Source organism: Citrobacter sp. CK199, from assembly GCF_030333285.1.
In the GTDB taxonomy this organism is placed as follows: domain Bacteria; phylum Pseudomonadota; class Gammaproteobacteria; order Enterobacterales; family Enterobacteriaceae; genus Citrobacter_B; species Citrobacter_B koseri.
The window spans coordinates 133,833-152,162 of sequence record NZ_JAOWGF010000008.1 but is presented as its reverse complement, the minus strand read 5'-3'; the positions used below and the strand labels follow the sequence as shown (position 1 = coordinate 152,162).

Sequence of the window (18,330 nt, the reverse complement as noted above, 5' to 3'; positions counted from 1 at the left end):
CCTTAACGGGTCATATTGATGCCGGATGCTTTCTGCTCCAGCATACGTTTCGCCAAATCCACAATTACCGCGGCGGCTTCAACCGGCGGCGTGCCGCCCTGGTGAATATTCGAAATACAGGTACGATCCGCTTCAACGGTGGTTGCCACCCGTGGTGAGTAAACCGCATAGCAGGAGAGGCTTTCCGACTGGCCTAAGCCAGGACGCTCGCCCACCAGCAGAATCACCACTTTCGCGCCGAGAATTTCGCCGATCTGATCTTCAATCTTCACGCGGCCATAGCGTACAAAGAACGGCGTCCCGACTTTCAGCCCAGCCTGTTTCAGGCCTGAGAGCAGCGGCGGCAGGATCTCTTCATAGTTGGCGGTAATCGCATCCGTCGATAAACCATCGGAAATCACCACCTGGACATCCGGGCTGGCGACACACTGCGCTTTCAGCGCGTCAATGGCCTCCTGGCTCAGACGACGCCCCATATCCGGGCGGGTCAGGTAGAGGTTTTTATCGCTGATTTCCGAACGCACTTCCAGCAGCCCCTGTGCTTTCACCCACTCTTCCGGCACCTCTTTCAGGACGGTATCTTTCGAACGAGAGTGATCCGCCAGGAAGCGCAACAGCGCCAGGGTGCGCGGACGTGGGCCAGCGCGACCGGTACACACGCGCGCAGCGGTGCTGCGGCGCAGTTCGGCCAAAACATCCGCGCGATGCGGATTCTCCACGCCTACCCAGGCTTTCGCCTCAGCCGAACCTAAATCCAGCGCGCAGCTTTCCGCCGCTGAAGGCGCTGAAGGTGCGGCACATTGTTTAGCGCTACAGGCTGGCGCGGATTCTGCGGGGGCCTGCGGCTGCGACTCGCCCATTGACGCCATTACACTGCGTACAATTTCTTCAATCTGTTTTTGATCCATCGTATGTCATCCCCGCGTCATCAGAAGAACAGTGACGGATCGCCCGCCCGCTTGGTCAGGCGACCGTTTTCCATAATGCCCATCGTTTCCAGCCAGCGCTCAAACTCCGGCGACGGACGCAGGTTGAGTAACTGACGTACCGTTGCGGTATCGTGGAATGCGGTGGTCTGGTAGTTGAGCATGATGTCGTCGCCGAGCGGCATGCCCATAATGTAGTTACAGCCTGCGGTGGCGAGCAGAATCATCAGGTTTTCGTTGAGGTTCTGATCGGCGTCGGCGTGGTTGGTGTAGCAGCAGTCGCAGCCCATTGAGATGCCGCTCAGCTTGCCCATGAAGTGATCTTCCAGACCGGCACGAATAATCTGCCGGTCGTTGTAGAGATACTCCGGCCCGATAAAACCGACCACCGTATTCACCAGGAACGGATCGTAGTGCCGCGCCAGGCCGTAGTTACGCGCTTCCATCGTCACCTGGTCGGCGCCGAAGTTGGCTCCAGCCGAAAGCGCAGACCCCTGCCCGGTTTCAAAGTACAGGCAGTTTTCCCCGGCGATACGGTTGAACTCCGCGCCGACCGCACGCGCTTCATCCAGCATCGCCAGCTCCACGCCGAACTCTTTTAATCCTTTTTCGCTGCCGCAAATACTCTGGAAAATCAGCCCGCCCGGCGCGCCGCGACGAATGGCTTCAATCTGAGTGGTGACGTGCGCCAGCACGCAGCCCTGCGTCGGAATATTGAACTTGTCGATCACCCCGTACACGGTATCCAGCACGCGGCTTAAGTTTTCCACGTCGTCCGTTACCGGGTTAACGCCAATCACCGCATCGCCCGCCCCGAAAGAAAGCCCTTCATAGATTTGCGCGGCGATACTCTGTACATCGTCACGGGTATCGTTCGGCTGCAAACGGCAGCTAAAGGTGCCCGGAATACCGATGGTGGTATTGGCCTTTTTGATCACCGGCATCTTCTTACCACCGTAGATCAGGTCGGCGTTGGAGCAGATCTTCGCGACCGCCGCCACCACTTCCGAAGTCAGCCCTTTACGCGTAAACGCAATGTCATCGACGGACGTTTCATCACTCAGCACATATTCGCGCAGCTCACTGATGCTCCAGTTTTTAATGCGGTTATAGGCCGTTTCATTGACGTCGTCCTGAATCAGACGCGTCACGCAGTCCTCTTCATAGGAAATCACCGGGTTGTTGCGAATATCCGCCACCGACATTTCCGACAACACCTGTTTCGCGGCAACACGCTCCTGTGAGCTTTCAGCCGCAACACCTGCCAGCACATCCCCCGAACGCAGTTCGTTGGCTTTTGCCAGCACCTCTTTTACATCCTTAAACTGATAAACATTGCCGAACAATGTGGTCTTTAGTTTCATAAGTCGTTCCCTCAGGAAGGAAATGCGAGTGATTTCACCGTCACCGGCACAACCGATCCGCCAAAAAGAGGCGTACCAATGTCGATATAGTCCCCCGCCCGGACGCTCACTTCGTCAATGACCGCCAGCGGGTGTTGCTGTAACTGTGGGCGCAATAACATGCCCAGGGCTTTGCCAAAGTCCTGCTCGGCCACCACCAGCAGGGGATGCGGATTGGGAAAACGCGCGGTAAACGCCAGCAGCGCGTCGATGACCGTGAGTAATACCGCGTAGCGCACCGGAAGCCGGGCGGGAAGCGCCAGCACGTATGCGTCAGTGCCAGGGTCGAGATCGAGCTGAGTCAGCGCCTGTTCCCAGGCGGCCACCAGTTCGTTTTCATCTTGTGGAATCGCCACCGGCAGGTTGCGCAGCGGAAGCGCCACCCCCTCCAGCCAGATGGTGCTGCCGGACAGCGACAGCGTGTGCGCCCCCGCGCCAATCACCGTGGCGCGCACGGTTTGCGTCGGGAACTGCACGTTCATCTCACGCAGGCGCGGGTGCTCATGCAGCGCCGTCGCCAGCAGCGGGCCGACATCAGAAAAGCAGAACGGATCGGCAGGCTGATTGCGGTAGCACTCCCCGACTCCGCCGGAAAGGGTGATCACTTCCGGTTTCACCCCTGCGGGCAATAATCCGGTTTGCATCAGCGCCTGCGCCAGCGGCGAAGGCTCGCCGTCAATGATTTCGACAATCAAATCCGCCATCCGCCGCACAACCTGCGCCAGCTGTGTGGCATTGAGCGAGCGGGCGTCAGTGCCCGCGCCGAACACCGCCTCAACGATCATCTGCCCCGGTTTATGCGCATGCACCACCCGCCCCTGGCCGTCCGTTTCCAGCAATCTGCCGCCCACGTTCAGACAGGCGGAGCCGCTCACTTTTCCGGCGTCAAACAGAACATAGTTCGAGGTGCCGCCGCCGATGTCGATGTTGAGCACGCGACACAAGCGCAGTTCAGACAGGGTCTGCGCCCCCGCGCCGTGCCCGGCAATCACCGATTCCAGATGCGGCCCGGCGCTGGCGACGACAAAATCGCCGAGAGACTGCGACAGCGCCATCACTGCCGGACGCGCATTGCGGGTTTTCGCGCTTTCGCCGGTAATGATGATCGCCCCGGAATCCACCGTCTCCGGCGCAATCCCCGCCGCCTGGTACTGAGCCAGAATCAGCGCCTTAAGTTCGGCCTCTTTCAACCCGCCCTGCTTATCCACAGGGGTAAAAAAGACCGGGCTTTGCCAGCTAATTTCACGTTTGATAAATTCGTAGCGCGGCACCTGCGACACTGCCGCACGGTTAACCAGCTCAAGGCGTGAGAAGATCACCTGAGTGGTGGTGGTGCCGATATCGATACCGACGCTCAGTAGCTGGCGAGTGTTCACGACTGCGCCTCCACTTCCGTTTCTGCCGGAACATCTTCATCTTTGGGCACCAGCATCATCGCCACGCCAATCGCCGTCACGCCGCCGATCAGCTTGCCGACAATCATCGGGAAGATCATCGCGTTCATGTTGGCGGCCGCAAAGCCTAAGTGGTCGCCCAGCGCAAAGGCAGCGGAGACCGCAAAGGCGCAGTTGATCACTTTGCCGCGGGTATCCATCTGTTTCATCATGCCGAACATCGGAATATTGTTCGCCAGCGTCGCGACCATGCCGCCTGCCGCCATATTGTTGATTTTTAACAGGCCGCCAACGCGCATCAGCGGTTTTTCAAACCAGCGGGTCAGCAGAAGCACCATCGGATAGGCGCCGAGCAGAACGCAGGAGATGGAGCCGATCACTTCAATGGCGCGCATCACTTCGCCAGGCTGGTCGCCAGGGGACATGAAGATCGGGTCAAGACCTGGGATCAGCTCCCATCCCAGCAGGAATTTAATCACCGCAGCCGCCAGGCCAATAGTGATCAACGCCACCAGGAATTTAGCGAAGATCTGGAAACCGCTGATCATTTTCTCCGGGATAAATTTCAGCCCCAGCGCAACCAGCACCGCGACGATGATCACCGGGATCATGTTCATCAGGATCAGCGCGAAGGTGAACTCCACCGGTTGCCCGTTGATCTCCACGCCGGAGTACATCGCCACTAAACCACCGGCGATACAACCAATGGGAATGGTAACAATCCCCGCCAGCACGCCCAGCGCCAGGTAGCGGCGGTCAGACGGCTCGATAATGCCGAGCGCCACCGGAATGGAGAAGACGATCGTCGGCCCCATCATCGCCCCCAGGATCAGGCCGGAGTACAGCCATGCCGCCACATCGCCGCCCGCCAGTTCTTTGGCGAGGAAGAAACCGCCCATATCGCAGGCCAGCAGCGTTCCGGCGAACATCGACGGGTTCGCGCCGAGCATTTCATACAGCGGGATAATCACCGGCCCGAGCAGCTTCGCCAGCACCGGCGCCAGGGCGGTCATACCGACCATCGCCAGCCCCAGCGCGCCCATCGCCATAAAACCTTCTTCAAACTGACCGCCCGATCCCTCGATGCTCTTACCGAATTTACCGAGAAAACGCGCCGAACCACCAAACTGCGACAGGATCCTGTCCACGGCGGCAATCAGCATAAAGAACATCATGATGTACATGATGATTTCGTTAATTCCCATAGCCCTATCTCCATTTGCCAGGTGTTTCGTAGGCCTGATAAGCGCAGCGCCATCAGGCAATAGTGCCGCGTTTTTGCCGGATGGCGGCGCGAACGCCTTATCCGGCCTACATCCTGGTATGCTTTATTGTGCCGCCGCGTACAGGTCGATAATCTGTTCCTGCGTGGCGGTTCGTGGGTTACTGCGAATACAAATATCTTCCAGCGCGCCTTGCGCCCACGCGCTGTAATGCGCGGACGTCGCGCCAACATCGGCGAGGCGTTTTGTCAGCCCGGTTTCAATAATCAGTTCGCTAACTGCGCCGATCGCGTCGCGATCGTCCGCTTTCTTGTTGAGTAACGCCCGGCCGATATGGCTGAACCGTTCGCGACACACCATGCGGTTAAATCCCATCACCGTCGGCAGCAACATACTGTTCGCCTGGCCATGCGGAATATGCAGCGTCGCGCCCGGCTGGTGCGCCATCGCATGACACAGCCCCAGCCCCGCGCTGGAAAAGGCCATCCCCGCCATGCAGGACGCCAGCAGCATGTTTTCCCGCGCCGCCATGTCGTGCCCGTTCCCCACCGCTTTCGGCAGCGACTTGCCGATCATCGCAATAGCGCCAATCGCCAGGCTGTCGGTAAACGGCGTAGCATTCAGAGCGCTATACGCCTCAACCGCATGGGTCAACGCGTCAATCCCGGTCATCGCCGTTACGTGAGAAGGCACCCCTTCCGTCAGCGCCGCATCCAGAATGGCGACGTCCGGCATCAGCGAGGCATGCGCCAGAACCTGCTTGCGCCCGCTTACCGCATCAATAATCACCGTCACGTTGGTGGTTTCCGACCCCGTACCCGCCGTCGTCGGCACGGCAATCAGCGGCAGACGCGGGCGCAGTACGCTCTGCGCCGTCATATCCGCCAGCGTCTGCCCTGGGTTGGTAAAGAGCAGCGCTACGGCTTTTGCCGCATCCAGCACCGAGCCGCCGCCAAACGCCACCACGCCGTCACATTTTGATTCGCGCAGCTGCGCGACCGCCGCGCAAACGTCAGTGATGGAAGGTTCTCCCACCGGGCAGGGCCAGATGCTCATCGCCACGCCTTTCATCGCCAGACTCCGTTCAAGCCCGGCGGTCATCCCTGCCTGATGCAGAAAACTGTCAACCATGACAAACAGATGCGTCAGCCCGCGCGTTTGCGCTTCCTGCCCGCAGGCGCTGAGCGCCCCCAGGCCGCACAGCGTGACGGGCGGAACGCTGAACGTTTTTATCCGTTGCAGATTCAGGGTATCGAATGCCTGAAAGAGCGCGGTCTGCAATTCACTTTGCATAGATCCCCTCCGCTTTTTCTTTCCCGCTGTTGGCAATCGCCAGCGGCGTCATAAACAGGCTGTGTTCAGGTAAATGCACCCGCAGTTCCGGGAAGCGTTTACGGAATAGTTCATCCACGCCCGGTTGCATACAGGAGCCGCCCGCCAGCCACAGATCGGCTATACCTTGCCCTTCGATATGCCGGGCAACAATCTCCGCCATCTTTTCGTACACCGGTTTTACCACCGGCCAAATCTCCCGGGCGTTGCTGCGCTTGAACTGCTCAGCGTCTTCCAGTTCGATGCGGCGGTTTCCGGCCAGCGTCAGGGAAATATGGTGTCCGCCAGTCGCTTCATCAGCGGAGTAAGTCACCTTGCCCTGCTTCACAATGGCGATCCCCGTCGTACCGCCGCCGATATCCACCACGCCCGCGTTATCCAGTCGCAGCAGATCCGCCACGGCGGTCGGCTCATCCAGCACATGACTGACCTCCAGCCCGGCGGATTCCAGAACATTGATGGAGATACGCGGGTCGGTGCCTGGCGGAAATGAGGTCGCCGCGTGGGTGAACTGGCAGCCAAGCTGGCGTCCGAGCGTGTCGAGATGGCGACGCACGATGGTGACGGCGCCGAAGAAGTCCCAGACGATGCCGTCACGCACGACGTCAGCCCAGTCCAGACAAACGGCGACCGGCTGCGCGTCGCGGTCGACAACCATCGACACCACATCGCACGTCCCTAAATCAATACCCAGCCACAGCGGCGAATCGCTGGCGACGGGATGCTGATTACACAGCTCAGCGGCTTTCTGGAGTCTCGGCGTCAGCCAACGTTGTTCATCGTGCGCCATCTCTTTTCTCCTTATAGACAGTCTGCTGGGCCGGTATCAGACGATGCGAAACGCATCCACCAACACGCAGCGACGCAGACGCACGAAGGTGCGCGCGCTGGTCACCCCTTCCCCGGTTGGCGTAGTAATGGTCATGGTGGTCCAGCCTTCGCCGCCCAGACCCAGCCCGGCGATGCACGGTCCGTTCTTGACGAAGATGCTGGTATCAATGGCGTTTGCCATCCGGTTCATGTTGTCGATGTTGCGCGAGTGCATCGCCGCCGTATGGTGGCAACCGCCTTCCAGCGTGACCGCCAGTTCAATGGCCTCTTCTACGTTGGCGACCCGCACCACCGGCAGTACCGGCATCATCAGTTCCGTGACCGCGAACGGGTGCGTGGCAGGTGTTTCCACAAACAGCAAGCGCGTTTGCTCCGGCACCGTCAGCCCAATCGCGGCGGCGATTTTGGCGGCATCACGCCCAACCCAGTCGCGGCTGACCGTTCCTTTGCCACGCTCGTCGATATTTTTCAGCAATACCGGCTGAAGCTGTTCGGCCTGTGCGGCGGTGAGTTTCACCGCATGCTGCCCTTCCATCAGGCGCATCAGTTCATCGGCAACGCTATCGACAACAATCAGCACCTTCTCGTCGGCGCAAATGATGTTGTTATCGAAGGATGCGCCTTTGACGATGGACTGCGCGGCACGCGCCAGGTCAGCGGTTTCATCCACCACCACCGGCGGGTTCCCGGCGCCTGCGGCAATCAGACGTTTGTTGGTGTGTTTACGGGCAGCTTCAACGACCGCTTCGCCGCCGGTCACCACCAGCAGACCGATACCGGGATATTTAAAGAGGCGCTGGGCGGTTTCGATATCCGGGTTCGCAACGGTCACCAGCAGGTTAGCCGGGCCGCCTGCGGCAACAACCGCCTGGTTAAGCAGCGTAATGGCGCGCTGAGAAACCTTTTTCGCCGCCGGATGCGGCGCAAAGACCACGCTGTTGCCTGCGGCAATCAGGCTGATGGCGTTGTTAATCACGGTTGCCGCCGGATTGGTGGACGGCGTAACCGACGCCACAACCCCCCACGGCGCATTTTCAATTAAGGTCAGACCGTTATCGCCGGTCAGTACCTGCGGCGAGAGGCATTCCACGCCCGGCGTACCGCGCGCCTGCGCCACGTTTTTCGCTAATTTATCTTCGACGCGTCCCATGCCGGTTTCTGACACGGCAAGTTCCGCCAGTTCTCTGGCGTGCTTTTCACCCGCCTCACGTATCGCATGAATAGCGAGCTGGCGCATGGCCACGCTCTTCAGCCCCTGCTGAGCCACTTTCGCTGCGGCAACGGCGTCATCCAGGGAGGCAAAGACGCCCATTTCATGAACGGCGGCGGCAGGTTGACTGCTGTCTTTCATTTTCAGCAATACCGCTTTTACCACCTGTTCAATATCCTGTTGATTCATGATGTTCAGTCCTATTTATGGAAAACGACTTTCCCGCCAGCCACCACTTCATCGACAATACCAATCACGCACAGATCGACAGGTGAGGATTCGCTCCGATGCGCCTGGCGGGCAGAACTGCCGCTAACCAGCAGCACCCACTCCCCGGTTCCCGCCCCAATGCTGTCGATTGCAACGGCGCACTGCCCGTCGGGATTCCCTTCGGCATCAATCATTTTCACCATCAGCAATTTGTCATGCGCGAGTCCTTCATGGCGCACCGTACAAACAATTTGTCCTGTGACGACTGCCAGCTTCATACCCGCCTCCATGTGTTGTGTGTTGCGTGCCGAAACTGTAGGCCGGATAAGCGAGGCGCCATCCGGCATCGATGCCATCTCATTGCCGGATGGCGACGCGTTTGCGTCTTCTCCGGCCTACACGATCAGACGTAGCCATCCAGCTTAGATATTGCTGTCACCTTTGAAGCTGATCGGGAACACCTCTTCCAGATCGCCGTGCGGGCGCGGAATGACGTGTACGGAAACCAGTTCGCCAATGCGCTGCGCCGCTGCGGCGCCGGCATCAGTAGCGGCTTTGCACGCTGCCACATCGCCACGCACCATCGCGGTGACCAGACCGCCGCCAATCTGCTTCACGCCAACCAGTTTCACGCGTGCTGCTTTAACCATCGCATCAGAGGCCTCAATCAGTGCAACCAGGCCCCGGGTTTCAATCATTCCTAATGCTTCCATTGTGTTTTCCTCTTCGGTAAGGGGGTCCAGACGGGACCTTTATACAACCAGTGTTTGCGAGTCGTGTTCACGACTCACGTCAGTCTGGCGCGGCACTGCTGCCACCAACGCCAGTTCGATAATTTCCTGTACGCTACAGCCTCGGGAGAGATCGTGAAGCGGTGCGGCAAGCCCCTGAATCAGCGGCCCAACGGCGCGATATCCTCCCAGACGCTGGGCGATTTTGTAGCCAATGTTGCCCGCTTCCAGTGACGGAAAGACCATCACATTGGCTTTGCCCTGTAACGGACTGGCGGGCGCTTTTTGCGCGGCGACGTCCGGGACAAAAGCGGCGTCGAACTGCAACTCGCCGTCAACAATCAAATCCGGAGCGCGCTCGCGAACGATCTCTGTCGCCTGCTGCACATTGGCGACATTGGGGTGACGCGCGCTGCCATGACTGGAGAACGACAGCATGGCGACCCGAGGCTCCTCTCCGGTAATGGTTCGCCAGGTCTGCGCGCTGGCGATGGCGATATCCGCCAGTTGCGCCGCCGTGGGTTGCGGCACCACGCTGCAATCGGCGAATCCCAGCGCCTGCCCGGTGTACTGCGGCAGCATCAGGAAGATCGACGACAGCGTTTTGCAGCCCGGCTGCAAACCGATCAGGCGTAGCCCTGCCCGCAGCACGTTCGCTGTCGAAGAGAGGTTGCCGGCAATGCACACATCGGCATGACCGGCGCTCACCATCGCGGCGGCGAACATCAGCGGGTCGTTCAGTTTTTCCAGCGCATCCGGCGGTGTTTTCTCTCCCGCCCGCGCCAGCCAGCGCCCGGCGAACACCTCGCGCATAGACAGATTGCTCTGTGGGTCAATCACCTGAATGCCATCCATCGCGATACGGTGAGTGAGCGCAAACTGGCGTAGCGCAAACGGGCTGGTGACAAGAACCGGTCGCGCCAGACCATGCCGTTGCAGATAGTGCGCCGCCTTCAGGACACGGACATCCAGCGCATCCGGGAAGACCACCCTGGCGGGCGCGCGTAAGGCCTGTTCGCGGCAACGTTCAATGATCATTGCTCCCCTCCCAGTCGCTGTTGAATCTGGCTGACGGTGAGCGGATGCTTCGTCACGCACAAAATCATCATCACGTAGACCGTACTGGAGAGGCGGTTCAACGCCTGTAGAAGATCCGGGCGCAGCACGTCAAAATTGCGGGTGATAAAGACCTGAGCGGCCACGACTTCCGTCTCACGCACTTTGGTACGCAGCAGATTCAGCAGCGCGGCATCGCGGCCGTGGCTGGCTTCCGGCACCAGATGATCGTGATCGAGATAGCGCAGCGGCTGATGGGACAGACGATGCAATTCGTCTTCGTTTAGCCCCACAATGGCCTGCGCGGCCAGCGGTTCATCCATCGCATCGGCACGCATGATGTTGCCCAGGCGGGAACGAATGTCGGCAAGCCAGGGCTGCCACTGCTCCGGCAACTCAATTTGCAGCCACACCACCAGCGCGATGGTGCTGTCCAGCGCGGCGCGAAATCCCAGGCGCGGATCGCTTTTCGCAACCATTTTGTCGGCGGTCAGGTGGGTCAGCGTATCGGGCTTTTTCGCCACCGGCTGGCGACACAATTCGCAGCACGCCTTAGGGTGCGTATCGCTGCTGGTCAAACCGTGCACCGGCTGTAATTGCTGCTCATCGTCATCGACGAAAAGACGGCCTTGCTCATCCAGAAACTTGATGCGCAAATGGCGGCTTTCCAGCAATTCCCGGGCAGATGGCGTCAGGCGAGCGTCAGCGGGAAGATGGATCTCCGCCCCTTCGCTGAGCGTATGATTCGCTCTGAGCCATGCTTCGGTAATGAAATCCTTCATACATCCGCCTTAGCAGGACTGCCAGTTCGCAGGCCAGGCAACGTATAAGAAGCGCACGGTCGACGGTGTGCCAAACTCAATGCTGGAGCCTTTCGGGATAAACATCACGTCCCCGGCTTTCGCGATCATGGTTTCGCCTTCATGACGCACATGCAGTTCGCCCTCCAGTACCATATCGATCTCGTCGTAGTTCAGCGTCCACGGGAAAAAGGCGTTATCCCACTGCATGAACCCGGCGGCCATGCTGCTGCCGTCCTTGTCGGTGACCAAATCCGTTAAGCCGACACAGTGGGGCTGCGCGCCGTCGAAGCGACCAAACTTCACGCTGCTGCCGTCGATCACTTTTACGCCGCCCTTGCCGGTGACCGACTTAAAGCCCGGCTGCATGTCAGCCTGCTCCAGCGACTGTTTTTCCTTCATCACTTTGTCCATCAGCTGCGCGACCAGGCTTTCGGTAAACTGCCCTTCCGGCAGTTGTGCGATGATGGTTTCACGAATGCGCTGACTTTCGGTTTTCGCGTCTTCCACCGGCGCGACAGCCGGTGCCGATTCGTCGCATTCCACGATCGTGAAGTCCAGCAGTTCCGCAACTTCGCGGGCTTCCGGGGTAATGATGCTGGCGCGCAGAACAACCGACATTTCCTGTTCGCCGCGTGCGTGAGCCGCACGAATATCGTTAGCTGTGATGAGTTTCTTCACCTGCGCCTTCCTCCTGTTCGGTGAGTGCTGCCAGATAATCCACCAGGTGCTGCACACTTTGCGGGTCATGGCTGTTGAGCTCGAAAATCGGCTCCTGAAATCCCAACCCGCTCAGTAGCTGTCGCGCGGCGGCGACGTCGGCATCCGGCATGTCCGTTTTGCTGATGACGGCGATGTGTCGTTTACTGGCGCCAATATCCAATAACCCGGCGGGTAAGCGACTTTCGCGGTCATTTGCCGCATGTACATAAATCAGCGTATCCACATCCTGTAGCGTGGTAATTAAGGCGTGATACCAGCGAGGATGGCTAAAATATTCTCCCGGCGTATCAATATCGCCGTTGTCATTAAATTCCACGGCTTGTGTTTTTCGGGCGAGGGAATAATTTCCCTGCAAGGCGTTAAAAAGCGTTGTTTTCCCCGCGCCAACGGTGCCGACAAACGCAATACGTTTCATTGCCGCCCCCCAATTAACTTTTTGTTAATTCGCACAACGTGAAATTTAATAAGCGTCCCAGCCCGCTGACCGTTTGCAATAAGGCTTCCTCGACGGCGCCAACAGAGCCATAAATCACCAGCGCGCCGCTGAATCTATCGAGAAAACCGATATGTACATCGGCGGCTTTCATGGCTAAATCGCCCGCGATCATCGCCGTTTCCCCTGGCGTTAGCGTCATGATGCCGATGGCACCCGCTTCGGGAACGCCAATCTTTTTCGCCAGTTCTTCACCCGGGTGGGCAATCAGATGCGCCAGCGTGACCTGTTTCCCCGGCACAAATTCCTGAATAATGCGTTCTTTATCCATTGCTCACCGCCTCCGCTGAAACTGACCTCATCGTGGCAATTTTTTGTCAGAGTAAATAACAAAATTCGGCAAGCAGATTTAAAAGGTGAAGTAGATCACTAAGAAAGGAGGAAATAAAAAAGCGCGGGGAACCCCGCGCCGGAATGAATTAAAGTGAAATTACAGTGGTTGTGTTTGCGCTTCGACCACCGCCAGCGCCACCATATTAACGATACGGCGAACAGAAGCGATCGGCGTTAATACATGCACCGGTTTGGCAACGCCCATCAATACCGGCCCTACCGTCACGCCTTCCGAGCTGGAGACACGCAGTAAGTTGTAACTAATACGCGCGGCCTCCACGTTAGGCATAATTAAAATATTCGCCGCCCCTTTCAGCGGGCTGTCCGGCATCCTGTCGTTGCGAATACTTTCAACCAGCGCGGCATCACCGTGCATTTCGCCGTCGATCATCAGCTCAGGCGCGCGTTCGCGTACTAACTCCAGCGTCTGACGCATTTTGCAAGCAGCGACCGACTTAGACGAACCAAAGTTGGAGTGCGACAACAGCGCCACCTTCGGCTCAATACCAAAGCGGCGCACCGTTTCCGCAGCCATTAACGTAATTTCCGCCAGTTGCTCCGGCGTCGGGTCGTCATTGACATAGGTGTCGGCGATAAAGGTGTTGCCGCTCGGCAACAGCAAGGCGTTCATCGCCCCCGCCGCGTGGACGCCCTCACGGTAGCCAAACAGTTCCTGCACCACGCTGAAGTGTTCGTGGTATTCGCCGATGGTGCCGCAGATCATCGCATCCGCTTCACCGCGCAAAACCATGATCGCGCCAATCACCGTGGTATTGCTGATCACCGCCCGCTGCGCCTGTTCCTGCGTCACGCCACGGCGTTTCATGATCTTATAGTATTCACCCCAGTACTCTTTGAAGCGCGGATCGGATTCATTGTTGACGATCTCAAAATCCACACCCGATTTGATCTGTAGCCCCAGCTTCTGAATGCGCATTTCGATCACGCTCGGGCGACCAATCAGGATCGGTTTCGCCAGACCTAACGTAATCAGCTCCTGCGTCGCATGCAGGACACGCGCCTCTTCCCCTTCCGCCAGCACCACGCGCTTCGGCGCTTTACGGGCCAGAGAGAAGATTGGCTTCATGAACAGGTTGGTTTTGTAGACAAATTCGGTCAGCTTATCGATGTAGGCATCGAAATCAGCGATCGGCCGCGTCGCCACGCCGGAATCCATCGCCGCTTTCGCCACGGCAGGCGCAATCTTCACAATCAGGCGCGGGTCGAACGGTTTTGGAATGATATATTCCGGGCCGAAGCTCAAGTCCTGATCGCCATAGGCGGAAGCGACCACTTCACTTTGTTCGGCGTGCGCCAGTTCGGCAATGGCGTGTACCGCCGCCAGTTTCATCTCTTCGTTGATCGCGGTTGCGCCGACATCCAGCGCGCCACGGAAGATGAACGGGAAGCAGAGCACGTTGTTGACCTGGTTCGGATAGTCGGAACGTCCGGTACAGATGATGGCGTCTGAACGCACCTCTTTCGCCAGCGGCGGCAGAATTTCCGGCTCCGGGTTCGCCAGCGCCAGGATCATCGGCGCACGCGCCATTTTTTTCACCATCTCCTGGGTCAGCACTTTCGGGCCGGAACAGCCCAGGAAAATGTCCGCCCCGTCGATCACGTCATCCAGCGTGCGTTTACCGTCATCCACCACCGCATAGGCCGCTTTGGTCTCCACCATGTTGGGTTCGCGATCTTTATAGATAACGCCTTTCGAGTCACAGACCACGATATTGTGTTTCTGCATCCCCAACGCCACCAGCAGGTTCATACAGGCGATTGCCGCCGCCCCTGCCCCGGAAACCACCATCCGCACGTCAGAGATATTTTTTTCCACCACGCGCAGGCCGTTAAGAATCGCGGCGGTGCTGATAATCGCCGTTCCGTGCTGGTCATCATGGAATACCGGAATATTCATGCGCTCACGCAGTTTCTGCTCGATATAGAAACATTCAGGCGCTTTAATATCTTCGAGGTTAATCCCGCCGAACGTCGGCTCCAGCGCGGCAACGACATCAATGAATTTATCCGGGTTATGTTCATCGACTTCAATATCAAACACGTCGATGCCCGCGAATTTCTTAAACAGAACGCCCTTACCTTCCATCACCGGTTTACCGGCCAGCGCGCCGATGTTGCCCAGGCCGAGCACCGCCGTTCCGTTAGAGACCACCGCGACCAGATTGCCGCGAGCGGTGTATTTGTAAGCCGCCAGCGGGTCTTTTTCAATTTCAAGACACGGCGCCGCTACGCCTGGTGAATAGGCCAGCGCCAGATCGCGCTGTGTGGCAAGGGGCTTGGTCGGGGAAACCTGGATTTTACCTGGAACGGGAAATTCGTGGAAATCGAGGGCGCTTTGTTTTAATTGGTCATCCATCTTGTTGTTCCTTTCACGTATCGATCAAAAAAGTGGCGCGGGTAACCTCTGGTGCGCCGCACATTATCACCTCCCTGCGCGGCATAAACTTTGAAGGTAGCCATACTCTCACTACTCAAAGAAAGAATTTGTTATCAATTTATAGCATCCATGTTACCCGCTTAAACCCGCATTACCATGCCTGTCTGCTATGCTTTTTTGTTGTGTACTGCATGAATTTCTCAGAAGTGTGAATCAACGCACTCACCTAACGCTTTACTTTTCAAGGAGTATTTCCTATGAACCAGTTAGACGGCATCAAACAATTCACCACTGTCGTGGCAGACAGCGGCGATATCGAATCCATTCGCCATTATCAGCCTCAGGACGCCACCACCAATCCCTCGCTGCTGCTAAAAGCGGCTGGCCTTGCGCAATACAGCCATTTGATTGATGACGCGATCGCCTGGGGCAAGAAACGCGGTAAAACCCAGGAGCAGCAGGTCGCCGAGGCCAGCGATAAACTGGCCGTCAATTTCGGTGCGGAAATTCTGAAAATCGTCCCCGGACGGGTCTCTACGGAAGTGGACGCGCGCTTATCCTTCGATAAAGAAAAAAGTATGCAGAAGGCCCGCCACCTGGTTGACCTCTACCAGCAGCAGGGCGTGGAAAAATCGCGCATTTTAATTAAGCTCGCGTCAACCTGGGAAGGGATACGGGCGGCGGAAGAGCTGGAGAAAGAAGGCATCAACTGTAACCTGACGCTGCTGTTCTCTTTTGCACAGGCGCGCGCCTGCGCGGAAGCGGGCGTTTTTCTGGTTTCGCCGTTTGTCGGGCGTATCTATGACTGGTATCAGGCGCACAGCCCGATGGATCCCTACGTCGTGGAAGAAGATCCGGGGGTGAAATCGGTACGTAATATCTATGACTACTTCAAACGTCACCGCTACGAAACCATCGTCATGGGGGCCAGTTTCCGTCGCACCGAGCAAATCCTGGCGCTGACAGGCTGCGATCGCCTGACCATTTCTCCCAACCTACTGAAAGCACTACAAGAAAAAGAAGAGACGGTAATCCGCAAACTGGTGCCGTCATCGCAGACGTTCCATCGCCCGACCCCGATGACCGAAGCGGAATTCCGCTGGGAACATAATCAGGACGCGATGGCCGTTGAGAAACTGTCGGAAGGTATCCGCCTTTTCGCCGTTGACCAACGCAAACTGGAAGACCTGCTCGCCGCCAAACTGTAAACCTTGCCACGGAGTGATTTATGTCCCGAAAAGACCTTGCCAATGCCATTCGTGCGCTCAGTATGGATGCCGTACAAAAAGCCAATTCCGGTCATCCCGGCGCGCCAATGGGCATGGCGGATATTGCTGAAGTGCTGTGGAATGATTTTCTCCGCCACAACCCAACCGACCCCGCCTGGTATGACCGCGATCGCTTTATTCTTTCCAACGGCCACGCGTCAATGCTGCTCTACAGCCTGCTGCACCTGACCGGCTACGATCTGCCAATCGAGGAGCTGAAAAACTTCCGTCAGCTCCATTCAAAAACGCCGGGGCACCCGGAAATCGGCTATACGCCAGGCGTTGAAACCACCACCGGGCCATTGGGTCAGGGACTGGCGAATGCCGTCGGTCTGGCGATTGCCGAACGCACGCTGGCCGCGCAGTTTAATCAGCCCGATCATGACATCGTCGATCACTACACGTATGTCTTTATGGGCGATGGCTGCCTGATGGAGGGGATTTCGCACGAAGTCTGCTCGCTGGCGGGTACGCTGGGGTTGGGCAAGCTAATCGGCTTCTACGATCACAACGGCATCTCAATTGATGGCGAAACCGAAGGCTGGTTTACCGACGATACCGCCAAACGGTTCGAAGCGTATCACTGGCATGTAGTGCATGAGATCGACGGACACGATCCCGAAGCCGTGAAGAAAGCAATTCTTGAAGCGCAGAGTGTGAAAGACAAACCGTCGTTGATTATTTGCCGGACGGTAATCGGCTTCGGCTCACCGAATAAAGCTGGGAAAGAGGAGTCTCACGGCGCAGCGCTGGGAGAAGAAGAGGTGGCGCTGACCCGCCAGAAACTGGGCTGGCATCACCCTGCTTTTGAGATTCCGAAAGAGATTTACCGTGCCTGGGATGCGCGTGAAAAAGGTGAAAAAGCGCAGCAGGCATGGCAGGAGAAGTTCACGGCGTATCAGAAAGCGTATCCCGATCTGGCAAGAACGTTTACCCGACGAATGCGCGGCGAGTTGCCAGAGTCCTGGGAAACCACGACGCGAAAATACATTGCTGAATTGCAGGCCAACCCGGCCAAAATCGCCACCCGCAAGGCATCGCAAAATACGCTGAACGCCTACGGCCCAATACTGCCGGAACTGCTCGGCGGCTCGGCGGATCTCGCGCCCAGTAACCTGACTATCTGGAAAGGTTCGACGTCGCTGAAAGAAGATCCGGCCGGGAATTACATTCACTACGGCGTGCGCGAATTTGGTATGACGGCCATTGCTAACGGCATTGCCCACCACGGCGGATTCGTGCCATACACCGCGACCTTCCTGATGTTTGTGGAATACGCCCGTAACGCGGCGCGAATGGCGGCGTTGATGAAAGCCCGGCAGATCATGGTTTATACCCACGACTCCATCGGGCTGGGTGAAGATGGGCCGACGCACCAGGCCGTGGAGCAACTGGCCAGCCTGCGTCTGACGCCAAATTTCAGCACCTGGCGTCCGTGCGATCAGGTTGAGGCGGCAGTCGGCTGGAAGCTGGCGGTTGAGCGCCATACCGGCCCGACGGCGCTGATTCTCTCAAGGCAGAATCTGGCGCAGGTGGAGCGTACCCCGGAGCAGGTGAAGGAGATCGCCCGTGGTGGTTATGTGCTGAAAGACAGCGGCGGTAAGCCGGATGTGATCCTGATTGCCACCGGGTCTGAAATGGAAATCACCCTGCTGGCGGCAGAAAAGCTGACCGGAGAAGGCCATAACGTCCGGGTGGTGTCCCTGCCTTCGACGGATATTTTTGATGCTCAGGATGAGGCGTATCGCGAATCCGTGCTGCCGTCGAACGTTGCCGCTCGCGTGGCGATTGAGGCAGGCATTGCCGACTACTGGTACAAATATGTCGGGCTGAAAGGCGCGATTGTCGGGATGACGGGATATGGCGAATCGGCCCCGGCCGAAAAACTGTTCCCTTACTTCGGCTTTACGGTCGAGAATATCGTCGAAAAAGCGCATAAGGTGCTTAAAGCGTAAAAATGGATGAGTGGGTCGGAAGCCGGATGGCGACGCGATGCGTC

Annotated in this window: 17 protein-coding genes; 2 read left to right on the top strand and 15 right to left on the bottom strand. The window is 57.9% G+C overall.

What is annotated here, in order from left to right; translation table 11 throughout:
* Window positions 1–2 precede the first annotated feature (2 nt).
* The 15 genes from eutC to maeB form a co-directional block, all read right to left on the bottom strand.
* Complete coding sequence (gene eutC, locus OGX75_RS00705; protein ID WP_012131338.1) at window positions 3–908, bottom strand: ethanolamine ammonia-lyase subunit EutC; 906 nt, start codon at window positions 906–908, stop codon at window positions 3–5.
* A gap of 20 nt (window positions 909–928) precedes the next feature.
* Complete coding sequence (eutB, locus tag OGX75_RS00700; RefSeq protein ID WP_012131337.1) at window positions 929–2,290, bottom strand: ethanolamine ammonia-lyase subunit alpha; 1,362 nt, start codon at window positions 2,288–2,290, stop codon at window positions 929–931.
* A gap of 11 nt (window positions 2,291–2,301) precedes the next feature.
* The gene (gene eutA / locus OGX75_RS00695; RefSeq protein WP_275147202.1) at window positions 2,302–3,705 is read right to left on the bottom strand and encodes an ethanolamine ammonia-lyase reactivating factor EutA; all 1,404 of its coding nucleotides are present in this window, start codon (window positions 3,703–3,705) and stop codon (window positions 2,302–2,304) included.
* Window positions 3,702–4,928, bottom strand: a complete 1,227-nt coding sequence (eutH, locus tag OGX75_RS00690) for an ethanolamine utilization protein EutH (protein ID WP_047462122.1) — start codon at window positions 4,926–4,928, stop codon at window positions 3,702–3,704. The genes eutA and eutH overlap by 4 nt, the downstream gene beginning before the upstream one ends.
* 123 nt (window positions 4,929–5,051) lie before the next feature.
* Entirely contained in the window at window positions 5,052–6,239 is a 1,188-nt protein-coding gene (gene eutG, locus OGX75_RS00685; RefSeq protein ID WP_012131334.1) for an ethanolamine utilization ethanol dehydrogenase EutG, read from the bottom strand.
* On the bottom strand, window positions 6,229–7,068 hold the full coding sequence (gene eutJ / locus OGX75_RS00680; protein ID WP_275147203.1) for an ethanolamine utilization protein EutJ: 840 nt from the start codon (window positions 7,066–7,068) through the stop codon (window positions 6,229–6,231). The genes eutG and eutJ overlap by 11 nt, the downstream gene beginning before the upstream one ends.
* A gap of 36 nt (window positions 7,069–7,104) precedes the next feature.
* Window positions 7,105–8,508, bottom strand: coding sequence for an aldehyde dehydrogenase family protein (locus tag OGX75_RS00675; RefSeq protein ID WP_012131332.1), 1,404 nt, complete (start codon window positions 8,506–8,508; stop codon window positions 7,105–7,107).
* An 11-nt stretch (window positions 8,509–8,519) separates the two neighbouring features.
* Window positions 8,520–8,807, bottom strand: coding sequence for an ethanolamine utilization microcompartment protein EutN (gene eutN / locus OGX75_RS00670; protein WP_024130131.1), 288 nt, complete (start codon window positions 8,805–8,807; stop codon window positions 8,520–8,522).
* A 144-nt stretch (window positions 8,808–8,951) separates the two neighbouring features.
* Window positions 8,952–9,242, bottom strand: a complete 291-nt coding sequence (gene eutM, locus OGX75_RS00665; protein ID WP_000387720.1) for an ethanolamine utilization microcompartment protein EutM — start codon at window positions 9,240–9,242, stop codon at window positions 8,952–8,954.
* Between the two features lie 39 nt (window positions 9,243–9,281).
* The gene (gene pta / locus OGX75_RS00660) at window positions 9,282–10,298 is read right to left on the bottom strand and encodes a phosphate acetyltransferase (protein ID WP_012131330.1); all 1,017 of its coding nucleotides are present in this window, start codon (window positions 10,296–10,298) and stop codon (window positions 9,282–9,284) included.
* Window positions 10,295–11,098 (bottom strand): ethanolamine utilization cob(I)yrinic acid a,c-diamide adenosyltransferase EutT, encoded by an 804-nt coding sequence (gene eutT / locus OGX75_RS00655; RefSeq protein WP_012131329.1) that lies wholly within the window; start codon window positions 11,096–11,098, stop codon window positions 10,295–10,297. Before eutT ends, pta begins: the two co-directional genes overlap by 4 nt.
* A 9-nt stretch (window positions 11,099–11,107) precedes the next feature.
* Window positions 11,108–11,797 (bottom strand): ethanolamine utilization acetate kinase EutQ, encoded by a 690-nt coding sequence (gene eutQ, locus OGX75_RS00650; RefSeq protein ID WP_012131328.1) that lies wholly within the window; start codon window positions 11,795–11,797, stop codon window positions 11,108–11,110.
* Window positions 11,775–12,254: an ethanolamine utilization acetate kinase EutP gene (gene eutP / locus OGX75_RS00645; RefSeq protein WP_012131327.1), complete on the bottom strand. Its 480-nt coding sequence runs from the start codon at window positions 12,252–12,254 to the stop codon at window positions 11,775–11,777. The genes eutQ and eutP overlap by 23 nt, the downstream gene beginning before the upstream one ends.
* Window positions 12,255–12,267: 13 nt before the next feature.
* Window positions 12,268–12,603 (bottom strand): ethanolamine utilization microcompartment protein EutS, encoded by a 336-nt coding sequence (gene eutS, locus OGX75_RS00640; RefSeq protein WP_012131326.1) that lies wholly within the window; start codon window positions 12,601–12,603, stop codon window positions 12,268–12,270.
* A gap of 159 nt (window positions 12,604–12,762) precedes the next feature.
* Window positions 12,763–15,042: an NADP-dependent oxaloacetate-decarboxylating malate dehydrogenase gene (gene maeB, locus OGX75_RS00635; RefSeq protein ID WP_012131325.1), complete on the bottom strand. Its 2,280-nt coding sequence runs from the start codon at window positions 15,040–15,042 to the stop codon at window positions 12,763–12,765.
* Window positions 15,043–15,320: 278 nt separating this feature from the next.
* Between maeB and tal the strand changes: the two genes are divergently transcribed.
* A complete protein-coding gene (gene tal, locus OGX75_RS00630; protein ID WP_012131323.1) occupies window positions 15,321–16,271 on the top strand; it encodes a transaldolase in 951 nt (316 codons plus the stop codon).
* A 20-nt stretch (window positions 16,272–16,291) separates the two neighbouring features.
* Window positions 16,292–18,286: a transketolase gene (gene tkt / locus OGX75_RS00625; RefSeq protein ID WP_286450868.1), complete on the top strand. Its 1,995-nt coding sequence runs from the start codon at window positions 16,292–16,294 to the stop codon at window positions 18,284–18,286.
* The last annotated feature ends 44 nt before the right edge of the window (window positions 18,287–18,330 follow it).

Coding starts and splice junctions, on each gene's coding strand:
- eutC (WP_012131338.1), bottom strand. CDS start 908: ATGGATCAAAAACAGATTGAAGAAATTGTACGCAGTGTAATGGCGTCA.
- eutB (WP_012131337.1), bottom strand. CDS start 2,290: ATGAAACTAAAGACCACATTGTTCGGCAATGTTTATCAGTTTAAGGAT.
- eutH (WP_047462122.1), bottom strand. CDS start 4,928: ATGGGAATTAACGAAATCATCATGTACATCATGATGTTCTTTATGCTG.
- eutG (WP_012131334.1), bottom strand. CDS start 6,239: ATGCAAAGTGAATTGCAGACCGCGCTCTTTCAGGCATTCGATACCCTG.
- eutJ (WP_275147203.1), bottom strand. CDS start 7,068: ATGGCGCACGATGAACAACGTTGGCTGACGCCGAGACTCCAGAAAGCC.
- OGX75_RS00675 (WP_012131332.1), bottom strand. CDS start 8,508: ATGAATCAACAGGATATTGAACAGGTGGTAAAAGCGGTATTGCTGAAA.
- eutN (WP_024130131.1), bottom strand. CDS start 8,807: ATGAAGCTGGCAGTCGTCACAGGACAAATTGTTTGTACGGTGCGCCAT.
- eutM (WP_000387720.1), bottom strand. CDS start 9,242: ATGGAAGCATTAGGAATGATTGAAACCCGGGGCCTGGTTGCACTGATT.
- pta (WP_012131330.1), bottom strand. CDS start 10,298: ATGATCATTGAACGTTGCCGCGAACAGGCCTTACGCGCGCCCGCCAGG.
- eutT (WP_012131329.1), bottom strand. CDS start 11,098: ATGAAGGATTTCATTACCGAAGCATGGCTCAGAGCGAATCATACGCTC.
- eutP (WP_012131327.1), bottom strand. CDS start 12,254: ATGAAACGTATTGCGTTTGTCGGCACCGTTGGCGCGGGGAAAACAACG.
- eutS (WP_012131326.1), bottom strand. CDS start 12,603: ATGGATAAAGAACGCATTATTCAGGAATTTGTGCCGGGGAAACAGGTC.
- maeB (WP_012131325.1), bottom strand. CDS start 15,042: ATGGATGACCAATTAAAACAAAGCGCCCTCGATTTCCACGAATTTCCC.
- tal (WP_012131323.1), top strand. CDS start 15,321: ATGAACCAGTTAGACGGCATCAAACAATTCACCACTGTCGTGGCAGAC.
- tkt (WP_286450868.1), top strand. CDS start 16,292: ATGTCCCGAAAAGACCTTGCCAATGCCATTCGTGCGCTCAGTATGGAT.